Raw genomic sequence first — 16,200 nt, 5'->3', positions numbered from 1 at the left:
CGACCAATAATCCACCCGCGGCGGGGGCCACCACACCGCCCGCGGGGGGGTTGGCAAACCCGGGGCCCCGGGGTCGTTCGGGCGCGCCCACGGGCCCTGTGCCGTTCGTCGGGGCGCCGTGCGTCAGTTGACGTTGACGCCGCTCCACGCGGCCGCGACGGCCTTGTACTCGGCGCTGGTGGCGCCGTACAGGTCCGCCGCCGCCTTGAGGGTGCCGGTGCGGGCGCTCGCGTAGTTGGTGGTGGACGTGAAGTAGACGGTCAGCGCGCGGTACCAGATCTGCGCCGCCTTGTCCCGGCCGATGCCGGTGACCGTCGAGCCGTTGGACGTCGGGCTGTTGTAGCTGAAGCCGTTGATGCTCTTCGCGCCGCTGCCCTCGGACAGCAGGTAGAAGAAGTGGTTCGCGACGCCGGACGAGTAGTGGACGTCCAGGTTGCCGACGCCCGACGACCAGGAGTCGGCCGAGGAGCCGTCCTTGCTGGGCTGGTCCATGTAGCGCAACGGGGTGCCGTCGCCGTTGAGGTTGATCAGCTCGCCGATCCAGTAGTTCGGCGGGTTGGAGGGCAGGTTGGCGTAGAACTCGACCATCGTGCCGAGGATGTCGGAGGTGGCCTCGTTGAGGCCGCCGGACTCACCGGAGTAGTTGAGGCCCGCGGTGGCGGAGGTGACGCCGTGGGTCATCTCGTGGCCGGCCACGTCGATCTCGGTGAGTGGGTGGGTGTTGCTCGCGCCGTCGCCGTAGGACATGCAGAAGCAGGTGTCGCTCCAGAAGGCGTTGACGTAGTTGCTGCCGTAGTGGACCCGGCTGGTCGCGCCGACGCCGTTGTTCTTGATGCCGCTGCGGCCGAAGGTGTTCTTGTAGAAGTCCCAGGTGGCCGCCGCGCCGTACTGGGCGTCCACGGCGGCGGACTCGCCGTTGCCGGCGCTGCCGTTGCCCCAGGTGTTGGTCGACTTGGTGTAGAGGGTGCCCGAACCCGAGGTCCGGTTCTTCATGTTGACGGTGGACTGCCCGCCGCGGCCGGCGTCCTTCAGCGAGTAGCCGCCGGTGGTCTGGGTCGTGGTGAGCGGGACCTTGCCGACGAAGACGCCGGTGCCGGTGCCGGCGGCGGTCTGTACCTGCTCGTGGGTGGACAGCACCTCGCCGCTCGCCGCGTCGGTGACCAGCAGCTGGCTGCTCGGGGTGCCGTCGGCGCGCTCGCCCTCGACGGTGGTCCGGTACGCCAGGCGCGGGTTGCCGTCGGAGGCCCAGATCACCAGCTCGGGCTTGCCGGTCTGGTGGACGGCCGTCAGCGGGGACTCGTCCTTGTCGGCGGTGACGCCGACGGTGGACTGCACGGCGCCGGTCGCCTGCGCGGCGGCCTGGTCGGCGGGGATCTCCGGGGTCAGGCTGGGCACCGCGATCGGGGCGGCTATCGCCTTGTCGACCGACTCGACGGCGCCGCCGGCGCTCTGGTGGACCACCAGGTCGCCGCCGAGCACGGGCAGTCCGGCGAAGGTGCGCTCGAAGCGCAGGTGGCGGGTGCCGTCGGCGTCCACCACCGCGTCCTTGGCGACGAGTTGCTCCTGGCCGCCGAGCGCCAGGGCCTTGCCGAGCGGCCCGGCCTGGCCGCCAGCCAGCGCGAGCGCGGCGGCGTACTGCTGCGCGGCCTGCGCCTGGAGCGCGGGCGCGGGGGTCGCCACGGCGGCGGTGCCCACCTGGACGACGCCGGTCAGGAGGGCGGTGGCGGAGAGTACGGCGACGGCTGCGAGCTTTCGCTTCACGTGCGAGTCCTTCCGGGAAACCGCGGGTGCGCGGTCACGCCGCGTCCCGGGGGCCGGGGTCGGCACCTTGGGGGCGGAACGGGCGCTGACGTGCTGGGCAACCCCGTGCGGCGGACGGCGGCGCACCGATGGGTGGGGGTGGTGGCCGCTGAACGGGGTTGGCCGAAAGCATGACAATCGAGCAAACGAAATGACAGGTCTGGTTCATGAATTGGCCAAGTCCCGCCAGGGCGAAGCATTGTGAACGGGCCGACAAAACCGGCGAATCACCCCGTCTTTCAGCGGGTTACCGCCCGAACCGAGGCCTGATAGCGGGGTGGACCGCTGATTCAGCGTCAGCGGCCGTGTCGTGACCGTGCGTTGGCGGGCCGACACACCGCCGCAATGTCCAGGTATGGACCTGCCCGCCCGATTGGCGGGATCCCGCCACGCACCGTCGCTTGTCCAGCATCAGGACGGCTGGTAGCACACGTCCGTTCCGCCGGTACGGTAAGGAGGTGGCCAAGCCCCTCGCACTCGACTTCGACCCGATCGCCCGCGCCGACGAGCTCTGGACCCGCCGCTGGGGCGGTGCCCCCTCGATGGCGGCGATCACCTCGATCATGCGCGCCCACCAGATCCTGCTCTCCCGGGTCGACGCGGTGCTCAAGCCGTACGGGCTGACCTTCGCCCGCTACGAGGCGCTGGTGCTGCTCACCTTCAGCCGGACCGGCGAGCTGTCCCTCTCCAAGATCGGCGAGCGGCTCATGGTCCACCCGACCAGCGTCACCAACACCGTCGACCGGCTGGAGCGGGCCGGCCTGGTCGCCCGCCGCCCCAACCCGCTGGACGGCCGCGGGGTGCTCGCCTCGATCACCGCGCGCGGCCGCGAGGTGGTCGAGGAGGCCACGCGGGAGCTCATGGCGATGGAGTTCGGGCTGGAGGAGTACGACGCGGGACAGTGCCGGCAGGTGTTCGACCTGCTCCGGCCGCTGCGGGTCGCCGCCGGGGACTTCGCCGACGAGGGTGACGAAGCCGACGAGGGGCCTGCGCCGGCGCGGCCGTGAGGACGGCTACCCTCGTTCGGAGCGGTGCGCAGATCCGGACGTACCGGCCGATCCAGCCGAACGAGGCGATGTAGAAGATGAAGGCGACCCCCCTGCTGGGCTGGTACCGGGCCCTGGCCGTCGCGACCGGTGTGGCGCTGCTGGTGTTCTGCGGCTTCATGGTCGCGAAGTACGGGTTCCAGACCGGCGAGGACGTGACGACGTACGTCGCGATGCTGCACGGCTACCTGTACATCGGCTACTTCGTGGTGACCTTCCTGCTGGGCCAGAAGCTGAAGTGGCCGCTCGGCCGGCTGGTGCTGACCCTGGCGGCCGGCTGCATCCCGTTCCTCTCCTTCGTCTTCGAACGCCGGGTGGCCCGCGAGGCCGCCGCGAGCCTCCCGGCCGGGTCGGACGCCCGCCAGCCGGCCGGCGTCTGAGCGCGGACGCGGCGCGCAGCGACGACGGAACCTTCGAGGGCCCTCCTCCCCGGTGCGGGGAGGAGGGCCCTCCGTCGTTCCCGGGGAGGCCCCCTGTTCCCGGGGAGACCTCCCGTTCCCGGGGGATCTCCGCGATGTCCACCCGCTTGCCCCGGTTCGTCCATCGACAAGTAGTAGGACGTCCGAGTAAATTAGTAGGACGTCCTAATAGCTGTGCCGCCCCGGTGCCGTGGCGGCCGTACGGAGCGGAGTTCGGCCCATGGACGCCGAGGAGATCGAGCGCGGACGCCTGCGCTGGCAGCAGCGGTACGACGCGGCCCGCAAGCGCGACGCGGACTTCACCACCCTCTCCGGCGACGAGGTCGCGCCGGCCTACGGCCCGCCGGCCGGGCAGCCGTACGAGGGCTTCGAGCGGATCGGCTGGCCGGGGGAGTACCCGTTCACCCGCGGGCTGCACGCCACCGGCTACCGCGGGCGCACCTGGACCATCCGCCAGTTCGCCGGCTTCGGCAACGCGCAGCAGACCAACGAGCGCTACCGGATGATCCTGGAGGCGGGCGGCGGCGGCCTCTCGGTCGCCTTCGACATGCCGACCCTCATGGGCTACGACTCCGACGACGCCAAGTCGCTCGGCGAGGTCGGCCACTGCGGCGTGGCCATCGACTCGGCCGCCGACATGGAGGTGCTGTTCGCCGGCATCCCGCTCGGCGAGGTCACCACCTCGATGACCATCAGCGGCCCGGCCGTCCCGATCTTCTGCATGTACCTCGTCGCCGCCGAGCGCCAGGGCGTCGACCCGGCGGTGCTCAACGGCACCCTGCAGACGGACATCTTCAAGGAGTACATCGCCCAGAAGGAGTGGCTCTTCGCCCCCGAGCCGCACCTGCGCCTGATCGGCGACCTGATGGCGTACTGCGCGAAGGGCATCCCCGCGTACAAGCCGCTGTCCGTCTCCGGCTACCACATCCGCGAGGCCGGGGCGACGGCCGCGCAGGAGCTGGCGTACACCCTCGCCGACGGCTTCGCGTACGTCGAGCTGGGCCTGTCCCGCGGCCTGGACGTCGACGTGTTCGCGCCGGGCCTGTCGTTCTTCTTCGACGCGCACCTCGACTTCTTCGAGGAGATCGCCAAGTTCCGTGCCGCGCGCCGGATCTGGGCCCGCTGGATGCGCGACCGCTTCGGCGCGAAGACCGACAAGGCGCAGTGGCTGCGCTTCCACACCCAGACCGCCGGCGTCTCGCTCACCGCGCAGCAGCCGTACAACAACGTGGTCCGCACCGCCGTCGAGGCGCTGTCCGCGGTGCTCGGCGGCACCAACTCGCTGCACACCAACGCCCTGGACGAGACCCTGGCGCTGCCCTCCGAGCAGGCCGCCGAGATCGCCCTGCGCACGCAGCAGGTGCTGATGGAGGAGACCGGCGTCGCCAACGTGGCCGACCCGCTGGGCGGTTCGTGGTACGTCGAGGCGCTGACCGACCGGATCGAGCAGCAGGCCGAGGCGATCTTCCAGCGGATCCTCGACAAGGGCCGCGAGGACCACGAGATCGGCCCGATCACGGCCGGCATCCTGCGCGGGATCGAGGAGGGCTGGTTCACCGGCGAGATCGCCGAGGCCGCCTTCCAGTACCAGCAGGGCGTGGAGAAGGGCGACAAGCGCGTGGTCGGCGTCAACTGCCACCCGCGCAGCGTCACCCCGGAGCTGGAGATCCTGCGGGTCAGCCACGAGGTCGAGCGCGAGCAGGTGCGCGTCCTCGCCGAGCGCAAGGCGGCCCGGGACGAGGCGGCGGTGCGGGCCGGGCTGGACGCCATGCTCGCGGCGGCGCGCTCCGGCGAGTCGATGATCCCGCCGATGCTGGACGCGGTCCGCGCCGAGGCGACGCTGGGCGAGATCTGCAACGTGCTGCGCCAGGAGTGGGGCACCTACCAGGAGACGGCGGCCTTCTGACAGGTCCTCCGGCCGGTTCTCTTCCCGGAGCCGTCCCGCACGCCATGGGCGCGGGACGGCTCCGGCATGCCCCGCGTCAGTCGGTGGCGAGGCTCGGGAAGGGGCCCAGCAGGAGGCTGGTGAAGCGGCGGGTCCACTCCGGGGTGATCGGCTCCCCGCTGACCAGGACGCGGTGCTCGACCGTCCCCGCGATGGTGTCGAAGATGATGTCGATCTCCTCGCCGGCCGCCGACGGGTCGGTGTCCGGGGCGAGTTCGCCGCGCGCCTGGGCGGCCGCCCGGCCCTGGCGGACCAGCCGCTTCTGCGGGTCGACGATGGCCTCCCGGATCCGCCGGCGCAGCTGCCGGTCGCGGGTGCCCTCGGCGAACAGGGCGAGCAGCGCGGCCTGGGTCTCGGGCCGGGCCAGCAGGTCCGCGAACTGGGCCACCACGGCCTCGATGTCGGCCCGCAGGCTGCCGAGGTCGGGCATCACGAGCTCGTCGAAGAGACTGGCGACGGCGTCCACGACGAGCTCGTTCTTCGACGGCCAGCGGCGGTAGAGGGTGGTCTTGGCGACCTTGGCACGGGTGGCGACGTGGCCCATGGTGAGCCCGCCCCAGCCGAGTTCGGCGAGCGTCTCGCGGGTGGCGTCGAGGATCGCGAGGTCGGCGGCGGCGCTGCGCGGGCGCCCCTTGGCCCGGACCGTGACGGCCTCCGCCGGGGTGCCCGGGGCCGCCGGCAGCGCCGTGGCGGACGGGTTCGCGGCGGTCGGCTGGCTCACGGGGGGCTGGGCGGCCGGCACCGGGCCTCCTTGCACTCTACTGGTTAGTAACTTGGGTGGGGCTGGTAACGGTAGCGACTGTCCAGCACTTCGGACAGCCGGGCGGTCCGCGAAAGTGGGGCAGGTCACGTCACGGAACGGCCGGTGGGGCTTGCGGGCGGGCCACTCGCTCCAGTTACGCTACGACTCGTAGCGAAAGCAGTGACAACCGGGCGCCGGATCCCGTGGGACGGGAACGGCGCGGGTGCGGGTGGGGATCCGCACCGGAGGCAGCAGGCTACTGGGGGGAGCGCACGGCGCTCCGGGGAGAGGCACCGCGCAGCCCGCGCGGGACGACTTTCCCGAGGTTGGTGCTCGCGGGCGGCGCGGACGGGGGAGGATGGTGCCATGCAGCCACGGAATTCGCGTCAGAACAGCTCCGCCCTGCGTGGTGCGGTCGACCTCGCCGCCGTGAAGGCGGCCGGTGAGGCAGCCCAGAAGGCCGAGCAGGCGCGGGCCGAGCGGGCCCGCCAGGCCGCCGCCGCCGAGGCGGCCGGCATCGCCCCCGCCGAGCCCGCTTACGAGCTCGTCATCGACGTCACCGAGGACACCTTCGAGACCGAGGTCGTCCAGCGCTCCGCCGAGGTGCCGGTCGTCATCGACTTCTGGGCCGAGTGGTGCGGCCCCTGCAAGCAGCTCAGCCCGATCCTGGAGGGCCTGGCCGAGGAGTACGCCGGCCGGTTCGTCCTCGTCAAGATCGACGTCGACTCCAACCAGATGCTGGCCCAGCAGTTCGGCATCCAGGGCATCCCGGCCGTGATGGCCGTCGTGGCCGGCCAGCTCGTGCCGCTGTTCCAGGGCGCGGAGAGCGCGGCCAACGTCCGCAAGGTCCTCGACCAGCTGATCCTCGTCGCCGAGCAGCGCTTCGGCATCGTTGGCGGCCAGGCCGCCCCCGGCACCTCGGACGGCGAGGCCGGTCCGGCCGGCGCCCCGCAGCGCTTCGAGGACCCGGCGCTCGCCGCCGCGCACGACGCGCTCGACCGCGGCGACCTCGCCGGCGCGATCCAGGCCTACCGGAACGTGCTGGCCGACCAGCCCGGCAACACCGAGGCCAAGCTGGGCCTGGCCCAGGCCGAACTCCTGCACCGCGTCGAGGGCCTGGACCTCCAGGCCGTCCGGGCGGCCGCCGCGGCCGACCCGAAGAACGTCGAGGTGCAGCTCCGGGCGGCCGACCTGGACCTGGTCGGCGGCCACGTCGAGGACGCCTTCGGGCGCCTGATCGACACCGTCGGCAAGACCTTCGGCGCGGACCGGGACACCGTCCGGCTGCGCCTGCTCGAACTCTTCGAGGTCATCGGCGCGGAGGACCCGCGCGTCGTGGTGGCCCGCGCCGGGCTGGCGCGCGTGCTCTTCTGAGCCCGCGTGCCGGGTGGTGCGTCTGGCACGGCGGGTGACCTGCGGTGTCGCTGGTGATTTGGCGACAATCCGGTCAACCCGGCCGACGTTTACCAAATCTTGATTTCACCCGTGGGTGGTCACCAAGTGTGACCACCCACGGGTGTTTCGGCGGTGTTTCCGGGGGATTTCGCCAACACGATTCCTGCACGACGTCACGCACGGTGCGGATCGGGCCGAGTTCATGATCGACGCCACCGACTGTTGCATTACCCGTCAGTAAGGCACCTCTTGTGCTTCGCCCGGGATTCAAGCACGATCGGCCACGCCCGGTCCCAGACTCCTTCCCCCGACAGCCGGTCGGCCACGGGGAGCGCGGGATCCCCACCGGGTGATCCGCCGGCCACGGCCGGCGGTAGGGAGGGCAGGGGGGTATCCGCGGTCCCACGGCGGTTCCTGTCCTTCGACCGGCCGCGTGCCCTGCGCGGTCGCTGGTTGTCGCTCGGGGGTGATCGCCGATGTCGCCGGTCCTGCCCGCCGCCCCACAAGGACGGCCGGTCCAGGGACGGGAGTGCCGCTCCACGCAGGCCGCTCCCGCGTCCGACGACACGCGCGCTCTCCGCTACCGAGGACGTAGCTCTCTCCCATCCCAGGCCCCCACCGGTGCCGGAGGCGCCGCCGGGGAGCCGGAGATGTACGTCCCAGAAGGAGGACTCGCATGTCCAAGACCTACGGCAAGACCCGCTGGAAGCGCTTCGCCCTGGTGATGGTGCCGAGCATCGCGGCCACCGCCGCGGTGGGCTTCTCCATTGCCAACAGCGCGCTCGCCGCCTCGTTCAGCATCTCCGGCCAGGAGTTCAAGGTGCACACCACGCACCTCCAGGGCGAGGGCTTCTCCCAGTTCGGCACCGTCGACGTCGAGGCCGGCGGCAAGCTGCACCCGGTGGCCGTCTCGGCCTTCGACAAGGCCGACATCACCAACCTGTGCCAGTCCGTGGTGACCGACCTGAGCGGCTTCGGCCTCGGCAAGATCACGCTTCAGCTGAACGCCGGCGGCGAGGGGAGCACGCCGGTGCACGCCGAGAAGCTGCTCATCGACCTGGAGGACCTGAAGGCCGACGCGACCTTCCAGGACATCAACATCGGTGAGGACGCCTCTGCCCTGACCGGCCCCGCCGTCGGAAGCTGGCACCCCCACCCGGTGGTCGGGAAGGCGACCGGGGACAAGCTGCCGACCGGCGCCATGGGCTTCGCCCAGGCCGCCAGGACGGCCACCCTGGACAACGTGCAGCAGACCGCGCGCGCCACGTCGGCCGGCACCTTCGTCCTCAGCGGCCTGCACCTGTCGCTCAAGCAGGGCGACGGCGCGGGCAACGAGTGCTTCTGAGCCTCGCCTGACGGCGTGCCGGCCGGCACGCCCGAGTGACGGGTCTTCTCGGGCCGGGGGCGGCGGGTCACCGTCGTTCCCGGCCTCCTGCCAATCGTTCTTCCCTCGTAGCGATGTCGAGGAGCTGCACCATGTCCAGCGCAACGGTCGAAACCCGGACCGGCCACCAGAACGCGATCGGGTGGCTCTGGCGGCACTTCCGCGCGTTCCGCCGCACCAGGCCCTTCTGGGGCGGCCTGCTGGCCATGATCGCCGGCGTCCCGATCCTGTACTTCCCCTACGCGCACCTCGCGCTCGGCAGCGTGACGATCGCGATGTCGACCACGGCGGGGGCCGGGTCGCTGCTGATCGGCATCCTGATGATCATCCTCGGGATCACCGGGTGGTTCCAGCCGGCGGTCCGGGTCTTCGCGGGCATCGCGACCATCCTGCTGACGCTGGTCTCGATCCCGATGTCCAACCTGGCCGGTTTCGGCATGGCGCTGCTGCCGGGCCTGATCGGCGGCGGGCTGCTGGTCTCCTGGGCGCCGCTGCCGGAGCCCGAGGCTGCGGCCGAGAACGCCGTCGCCGAGAACGCCGTTGCCGAGAGCGTCGCCGCCGAAGAGCGCGCTGCCGCCGAAGCGCCCACGGCCAAGCTGCCCGCCCAGGCCGTGCCGGGGGAGCAGGCCGCCACGGCGGACCCGGGGGAGGCGCGGTGAGCACGGGCGACGACCAAGCGAAGCGCTCCGGGCGCCACGCCGCTCCGCGGACGCCCGTCCGGGTCCGGCTGCGGGGCCGGGCGCTGGCCATGGCCGCGGTGCCGACGGCGCTGCTGATGGCCGCCGCCTACACGCCGAACCCGGCGTCGGCCGAGTCCACGGCCGGCAAGGCGTGCCCCACCGCCCCCGTGGCGGTGCCGGACGTCTCGTCGGTCCAGGAGACGCCGGTGCCCAAGAGCGAGCTGCCCGCGCCGCCGCCCGGTCCGTCCGCGACGCCCACCGGCACGCCCACCGCGGGGGCGAGCGCCGCTGCGACGGGCGTCCCGACGCAGGCCCCGACGGCCGCGCCCACCCCGCAGCCGTCCGCGCCGGTGAAGACGCCGACCGCCGCCCCGACGGCCCCGACGTCGACGGCGACCACCGCGCCGGGCGTCCGGTCCGCTGCCAACGGCGGTGCGGGCGCGGTGAGCGCGGTCTACCAGGGCGACCCGAACGGGACGGCCAAGGCGTCCCGGGCCGGGCTGATCGACGACATCCTCGGCGGGATCGGCAACCTCCTGAACCCGGGTGGTTCGGCGTCCCCGACGCCCTCCGCGTCGCCGACCGCCACCCCGGCCCCGGCGACCACCCCGGCGCCCGCCGCGCCCGCCCCGCGGGTCGGCGCCCCGGTCCAGCCCGGGCAGCCGCCGACCCAGCCCCAGCCGCAGACCCAGCCGCAGGCGCAGCCGTCCCCGCAGGTGCCCGGCGGCGGCACGGTGACCCAGGCCCCGAAGTCGCCCGCGACGGGCAAGGCGCCCACCAAGCCGGCGCCGTCGTCCAGTGCCTCGGCCGCGCCGTCCGGGTCCGGCACGCCGTCCGCCTCCGCCTCGACCTCGGCGCCGTCGTCCTCGGCGTCCCCGTCGGCCTCCGGCTCCCCGACCGCGAACCCGAACTGCGCGGTGGACGCCCGCGGCCTGACCGCCGCCCCGGCGCCCGGCGAGCAGGTCGTCCCGGAGCAGAACTGGACGCTGCAGACCAGCCGCCTCGGCCTGCACGGCGCGGCCTTCCACGGCGTCTACGACGTCAGGACCCCGACCGGCACCAAGCGGGTGCTGAAGTTCGTGGTGTCGAGCGTCGACATCGAGAACCTCGACATGTCGACTCTTGAGGGCAACGGCGTGACGTTCCACGTCCAGGGCGCCCCCGGCTCGACCTCGACCATGCGCAACGGCGCGGTCACCATGTACGTGGAGCGGCTGTCCGGTCACCTGTCCAAGCTGCTGGGCCTGCCGATCCCGATCGACCTGGGCGAGATCACCCTCACCCCGGACACCCTGCCGCGCTGGCTGTACGACCTGATCGGCTCGGTCCCGATCCCGCTGGACATCGAGCTGACCGGGGTGACCGCCAAGCAGGCCGGCCAGTTCGGCGGCACGCTGCACATCCCCGGGATGCACCTGTTCAACGACAACGCCCCCTACAGCGACAAGTAGGAGCAACGCACGACGCCCGTGGGGCGGCCCTCCGTCGCGGAGGAGCCGCCCCACGGGCGTTCGGCGGTGCGGCGCGGACTACTCGCCGTGCGAGCCCAGGCGGTGCACCTGCACCATGTTGGTGGTGCCGGGGATGCCGACCGGGACGCCGGCGGTGACGATGACGGTGTCGCCCTCGGACAGCTCGCCCATCTTCAGCAGCTCGCGGTCGACCTGCGCGACCATCGCGTCGGTGGTGGCCACCTGCTCGGTGACGTACGACTCGACGCCCCAGCTCAGCGAGAGCTGGTTGCGGGTGGCCGAGTCCGGGGTGAACGCGATCACCGGGATCGGCGAGCGGTAGCGGGACAGCCGGCGCGCGGTGTCGCCGGACTTGGTGAACGCGATCAGCGCCTTGCCGTTCAGGAAGTCGCCCAGCTCGCACGCGGCGCGGGCGACGGAGCCGCCCTGGGTGCGCGGCTTGCGGCCCGGGTTGAGCGGCTGCAGGCCCTGGCCGACGAGCTCCTCCTCGGCCTTCTCGCAGATCCGGCTCATGGTGCGGACGGTCTCGACCGGGTACTTCCCGACGCTCGACTCGGCCGACAGCATGACCGCGTCGGCGCCGTCCAGGATGGCGTTGGCGACGTCGGAGACCTCGGCGCGGGTCGGGCGCGAGGCGTGGATCATCGACTCCATCATCTGGGTGGCGACGATGACCGGCTTGGCGTTGCGGCGCGCCAGCGTGATCAGGCGCTTCTGGACCAGCGGGACCCGCTCCAGCGGGTACTCCACGGCCAGGTCGCCGCGGGCGACCATGATCGCGTCGAAGGCGAGGACGATCTCCTCCATGGCCTCGACGGCCTGCGGCTTCTCGATCTTGGCGATGACCGGCACGCGGATGCCGACCTCGTCCATGACCTCGTGGACGTCCTTGACGTCGTCCGCGTTGCGGACGAAGGACAGGGCGATCATGTCGACGCCCAGGCGGAGCGCGAAGCGCAGGTCGTCCTTGTCCTTCTCGGACAGGGCGGGCACGTTCACGGCCGCGCCGGGCAGGTTGATGCCCTTGTTGTTCGAGAGCACGCCGCCCTCGACCACCACGGTCCTCACCCGCGGGCCGTCGACGCTGACGACCTCCAGGGCGATGACGCCGTCGTTGATCAGGATCGGGTCGCCGGGCTTCACGTCGCCGGGCAGGCCCTTGTAGGTGGTGCCGCAGATGTGCTGGTCACCGGGGACGTCCTCGGTGGTGATGGTGAACTCGTCGCCGTTGTCGACGGTCACCGGGCCGTTGGCGAAGGTCGCCAGACGGATCTTGGGACCCTGGAGGTCGGCCAGGACGCCGATGGCCTTGCCGGTGTCCTCCGAGACCTGGCGGACCTTTCGGTACCGCTCCTCGTGGTCCGCGTGGGTGCCGTGGCTCATGTTCAGTCGGGCGACGTTCATGCCCGCTTCGACGATGGCCTTCAGCTGTTCGTAGGAGTCCGTCGCCGGACCCAGGGTGCAGACAATTTTCGCTCGGCGCATATGGATCAGTCTATCCGTTCGTGTTATGGGTGCATTCGGCACGAATCGTGAGGAATCGCCGACGAAGGATTCCGCGGACCGAGACGACGGAGTGTCAGTCCTCGGACCCGTGGGTTCCCTGCGCCTCCTGGTCCCGGCGGTGCACGAGGGCGAAGGCCTGTCGGGCGATCTCCAGCTCCTCGTCGGTCGGCACCACCGCGACCGCCACCCGCGCGTACTCCGGCGAGATGATCCTGGGCTCGCCGGAGCGCACGGAGTTCAGCTCGGGGTCCACCGCGATGCCCAGCTCCTCCAGGCCCGCCGTGGCCGCCGCGCGCACCGGTGCGGCGTTCTCGCCGACGCCCGCGGTGAACGCGATCGCGTCCACCCGGCCGAGCACGGCGTAGTAGGCGCCGATGTACTTGCGGAGCCGGTGGACGTAGGAGTCGAACGCGAGCCTCGCGTCCGCGTCCCCCTCGTCCGCGCGGCGCATGATCTCGCGCATGTCGTTGTCCCCGCACAGGCCGCGCAGGCCGCTGCGGCGGTTGAGCAGGTCGTCGATCTCGTCGATCGACAGGCCGCCCACCCGGTGCAGGTGGAACACCACGCCCGCGTCGATGTCACCCGAACGGGTGCCCATGACCAGGCCCTCCAGCGGGGTCAGGCCCATCGAGGTGTCCACGCACCGGCCGCCGGCGACGGCCGACGCGGAGGCGCCGTTGCCCAGGTGCAGCACGATGACGTTCACCTCGGCCGGGTCCTTGCCGAGCAGCCGGGCGGTGGCCCGCGAGACGTACTGGTGCGAGGTGCCGTGGAAGCCGTAGCGGCGCACCCGGTGCTCGTCCGCGACGGCCTTGTCGATCGCGTACCGGGCGGCCGGCTCGGGCATCGAGGCGTGGAAGGCGGTGTCGAAGACGGCCACCTGCGGCAGGTCCGGGCGCAGCGCGCGGGCCACCTCGATGCCGGTGATGTTGGCCGGGTTGTGCAGCGGCGCGACCGGGATCAGCCGGCGGATCTCCCGGAGCACCTCGTCGGTGAGCACGGTCGGCTCGGTGAACCGCTTGCCGCCGTGCACCACGCGGTGGCCGATCGCGGCGAGCTCCGGGGAGTCCAGCCCGACGCCGTCGGCGGCGAGTTCCTCGGCGACGGCCTTGAGCGCGGCGGAGTGGTCCGGGAAGGTCTGCAGGCTCTCGCGCCGCTCGCCGGAGCGCGGGGTGTGCACCAGCCGGCCGCTCGGCTCGCCGATCCGCTCGACCAGCCCGGAGGCGAGCCGGGCGCCGTCGAGCATGTCGATCAGCTGGTACTTGACCGACGAGGAGCCGGCGTTCAGGACGAGGACGCGCGTTCCTTCACTCATGCGTCCACCTCGCTGCGCTCGGTGGTCGCTTCGCGAAACACGCACCCGCTGATGATTCTCCCCCAGCCTCCGGCCGGGGGGACCCCCATGCTGCGCTCGCTCATGCGTTCGGCTCCTTGCGGTCCTGGGACTGGATCGCGGTGATCGCGACGGTGTTGACGATGTCCTCGACCAGCGCGCCGCGGGAGAGGTCGTTGACGGGCTTGCGCAGGCCCTGGAGGACCGGGCCGACGGCGACCGCGCCCGCCGAGCGCTGCACGGCCTTGTAGGTGTTGTTGCCGGTGTTGAGGTCCGGGAAGATCAGCACGGTCGCCCGGCCGGCCACCGCGGAGCCCGGCAGCTTGGTGGCCGCGACGTGCGGGTCCACGGCGGCGTCGTACTGGATCGGGCCCTCGACCAGGATGTCCGGGCGCAGCTCGCGGACGAGCTCGGTGGCCTTGCGGACCTTGTCGACGTCCGCGCCGGAGCCGGAGGTGCCGGTCGAGTAGGAGAGCATCGCGACCCGCGGCTCGACGCCGAACTGGGCGGCGGTGGCCGCGGCCTGGATCGCGATGTCGGCCAGCTGCTGGGCGTCCGGGTCCGGGTTGACGGCGCAGTCGCCGTACACGAGGACCTTGTCGGCCAGGCACATGAAGAAGACGCTCGACACGATGGACGCGCCCGGCGAGGTCTTGATGACCTCGAAGGCGGGCCGGATGGTGGCGGCGGTGGAGTGCACCGCGCCGGAGACCATGCCGTCGGCGATGCCCTCCTGGACCATCAGGGTGCCGAAGTAGGAGACGTCGGTGACGACGTCCAGCGCGAGCTCGACGGTCATGCCCTTGTGGGCGCGCAGCCGCGCGTACAGCTCGGCGAACTGGCGGCGCAGCGGGCTGGTGGTCGGGTCGACGATCCGGACCCGGGCGCGGTCGGCGCCGGAGTCTTCCCGCGGTATCGCGATGCCGAGGCCCGCGGCCGTGCGGCGCACCGCGTCGACGTCGCCGAGGAGGGTGAGGTCGCAGATGTTGCGGCGCAGCAGGATCTCGGCCGCGCGCAGCACGCGCTCCTCGGTGCCCTCGGGCAGGACGACGTGCCGGCGGTCGGCGCGGGCGCGCTCCAGGAGCTCGTGCTCGAACATCATCGGGGTGACCCGCTCGGACCGGCCGACCTCGATCCGGTTGGTCAACTCGACCGTGTCGACGTGCAGTTCGAACAGTCCGAGGGCGATCTCGGCCTTCCGCGGGCTGGCCGCGCTGAGCTTGCCCTCCAGGTGGGTCAGGGTGGCGGCGGTCGGCCAGCTGCCCCCGGGGACGACCGCGACCGGGGTGCCGGGGGCGAGCCGGGCGGCCAGCGCCATGACGTTCGGCCCCGGGTGCTGGCCGAGCGTCAGCAGCACGCCGGCGATCGGCGGGGCGCCGGCGGCGTGCGCGGCGAGCGAGCCGATGACCAGGTCGGCGCGGTCCCCGGGGGTGACGACGAGGGCGCCGTCGGTCAGCGCGTCGAGGAAGGTCGGCAGCATGGCGCCGCCGAAGACGAACCCGCGGACGTCCCGGGCGAGCCCGGCGGCGTCCCCGAGCAGCACCTCGGCGCCGGTCGCCTCGACCAGCTGGGCGACGGTGGGCGCGGCCAGCGCCGGCTCCTCGGGGATGACGTAGGCGGGGATCGGCAGCTTCTCTGTGAGCTTGCGCTGGATCCGCTGCTTGGCGGCGGGGGCGACCCGGTTGGCGATCATCGCGAGGGTCTCGCAGCCGAGGTCGGTGTACGCCCGGTGGGCGTTGCGGACCTCGGCGGTCACGGCCTCCGCCTCCTTGCCCTGCCCGCCGAGCACCGGCAGCACGGCGGCGCCGAACTCGTTGGCCAGGCGGGCGTTGAAGGCCAGCTCGTCCGGGATGTTGGTGTCCGCGAAGTCGGTGCCGAGCACCAGCACGGCCTCGCAGCGCCGCTCCACTGCCCGGAACCGGTCGACGAGGGCCGACACCAGCTCGTCCTGCCCCTGGGCGGCCTGCAGGGCGGCGGCCTCCTCGTACGTCAGTCCGTACAGGTCGGTGGCGGGCAGGTCGATCCGGTACCGGCCGCGCAGCAGCTCGACCACGTGGTCCGACCCGGACTCTCCCGGGGCGTGCGCGTGCACCAGCGGCCGGAACACCCCGACCCGGTCCACCTGCCGGGTGAGCAGCTCCATGACCCCGAGCTCGACCGCCTGCCGTCCGTCCCCCCGGTCGATCCCGGTCACGTACACGCTGCGCGCCACGCGGTCTTCTCCGTCCCGTCGCCTCGGAAAGTGGTCATATCGACCATACCTTCGCACCCCGAACTGGCGTCCGCGAGCAGAGCATCCCGGGGGAGGCAAGGGACGAAGGTCACGTCGGTCGCGGAAGACCGCGAACGGAAGACCGCGAACGGAAGACCGCGAACGGAAGACCGCGAACGGAAGACCGCGAACGGAAGACCGCGAACGGAAGACCGCGAACCGCGGCACCCCCGTCCGCGGACCTCCGCGGCTGTCAATTATAGACG

The 16,200-nt window shown here is 72.2% G+C and carries 12 protein-coding genes; 7 read left to right on the top strand and 5 right to left on the bottom strand.

The window, feature by feature from the left end; genetic code table 11:
• Nucleotides 1–123: 123 nt before the first annotated feature.
• Complete coding sequence (locus ACFV4F_RS37155) at nt 124–1,761, bottom strand: M4 family metallopeptidase (RefSeq protein WP_380509460.1); 1,638 nt, start codon at nt 1,759–1,761, stop codon at nt 124–126.
• A 497-nt stretch (nt 1,762–2,258) separates the two neighbouring features.
• Here ACFV4F_RS37155 and ACFV4F_RS37150 point away from each other — a divergent pair, with 497 nt between their 5' ends.
• From ACFV4F_RS37150 to ACFV4F_RS37140, 3 genes are all read left to right on the top strand, one after another.
• On the top strand, nt 2,259–2,807 hold the full coding sequence (locus ACFV4F_RS37150; RefSeq protein ID WP_380509457.1) for a MarR family winged helix-turn-helix transcriptional regulator: 549 nt from the start codon (nt 2,259–2,261) through the stop codon (nt 2,805–2,807).
• Between the two features lie 77 nt (nt 2,808–2,884).
• Nucleotides 2,885–3,226: a DUF3817 domain-containing protein gene (locus ACFV4F_RS37145; RefSeq protein WP_329927945.1), complete on the top strand. Its 342-nt coding sequence runs from the start codon at nt 2,885–2,887 to the stop codon at nt 3,224–3,226.
• A 259-nt stretch (nt 3,227–3,485) separates the two neighbouring features.
• Nucleotides 3,486–5,171, top strand: coding sequence for a methylmalonyl-CoA mutase (locus tag ACFV4F_RS37140; protein ID WP_380440167.1), 1,686 nt, complete (start codon nt 3,486–3,488; stop codon nt 5,169–5,171).
• A gap of 76 nt (nt 5,172–5,247) precedes the next feature.
• Here ACFV4F_RS37140 and ACFV4F_RS37135 read toward each other — a convergent pair whose 3' ends face one another.
• Entirely contained in the window at nt 5,248–5,892 is a 645-nt protein-coding gene (locus ACFV4F_RS37135; protein WP_380440193.1) for a TetR/AcrR family transcriptional regulator, read from the bottom strand.
• Nucleotides 5,893–6,318: 426 nt separating this feature from the next.
• Here ACFV4F_RS37135 and ACFV4F_RS37130 point away from each other — a divergent pair, with 426 nt between their 5' ends.
• The 4 genes from ACFV4F_RS37130 to ACFV4F_RS37115 all read left to right on the top strand — a co-directional run bounded on the left by ACFV4F_RS37130 (nt 6,319) and on the right by ACFV4F_RS37115 (nt 10,862).
• Nucleotides 6,319–7,326, top strand: a complete 1,008-nt coding sequence (locus ACFV4F_RS37130; RefSeq protein ID WP_380509455.1) for a tetratricopeptide repeat protein — start codon at nt 6,319–6,321, stop codon at nt 7,324–7,326.
• Between the two features lie 697 nt (nt 7,327–8,023).
• Nucleotides 8,024–8,692 carry a DUF6230 family protein gene (locus ACFV4F_RS37125; RefSeq protein ID WP_380440169.1) on the top strand — a complete coding sequence of 223 codons (669 nt, stop codon included), beginning with the start codon at nt 8,024–8,026 and terminating at the stop codon, nt 8,690–8,692.
• Nucleotides 8,693–8,823: 131 nt separating this feature from the next.
• A complete protein-coding gene (locus tag ACFV4F_RS37120; protein WP_380509452.1) occupies nt 8,824–9,390 on the top strand; it encodes a DUF6114 domain-containing protein in 567 nt (188 codons plus the stop codon).
• On the top strand, nt 9,387–10,862 hold the full coding sequence (locus ACFV4F_RS37115) for a hypothetical protein (protein ID WP_380509449.1): 1,476 nt from the start codon (nt 9,387–9,389) through the stop codon (nt 10,860–10,862). Before ACFV4F_RS37120 ends, ACFV4F_RS37115 begins: the two co-directional genes overlap by 4 nt.
• A 78-nt stretch (nt 10,863–10,940) precedes the next feature.
• On the opposite strand, the gene pyk is transcribed toward ACFV4F_RS37115, so the two are convergent.
• The 3 genes from pyk to pta form a co-directional block, all read right to left on the bottom strand.
• The gene (pyk, locus tag ACFV4F_RS37110) at nt 10,941–12,368 is read right to left on the bottom strand and encodes a pyruvate kinase (protein WP_380440177.1); all 1,428 of its coding nucleotides are present in this window, start codon (nt 12,366–12,368) and stop codon (nt 10,941–10,943) included.
• 94 nt (nt 12,369–12,462) lie between these two features.
• Nucleotides 12,463–13,704 (bottom strand): acetate kinase, encoded by a 1,242-nt coding sequence (locus ACFV4F_RS37105; RefSeq protein WP_380440179.1) that lies wholly within the window; start codon nt 13,702–13,704, stop codon nt 12,463–12,465.
• A 100-nt stretch (nt 13,705–13,804) separates the two neighbouring features.
• Nucleotides 13,805–15,934: a phosphate acetyltransferase gene (gene pta, locus ACFV4F_RS37100; protein ID WP_380509446.1), complete on the bottom strand. Its 2,130-nt coding sequence runs from the start codon at nt 15,932–15,934 to the stop codon at nt 13,805–13,807.
• Between the last annotated feature and the right edge of the window lie 266 nt (nt 15,935–16,200).

Source organism: Kitasatospora sp. NPDC059722, from assembly GCF_042733235.1.
In the GTDB taxonomy this organism is placed as follows: Bacteria; Actinomycetota; Actinomycetes; order Streptomycetales; family Streptomycetaceae; genus Kitasatospora.
Note: the sequence above shows the minus strand (reverse complement) of the source record. Positions and strands in the feature narration are given on the sequence as shown.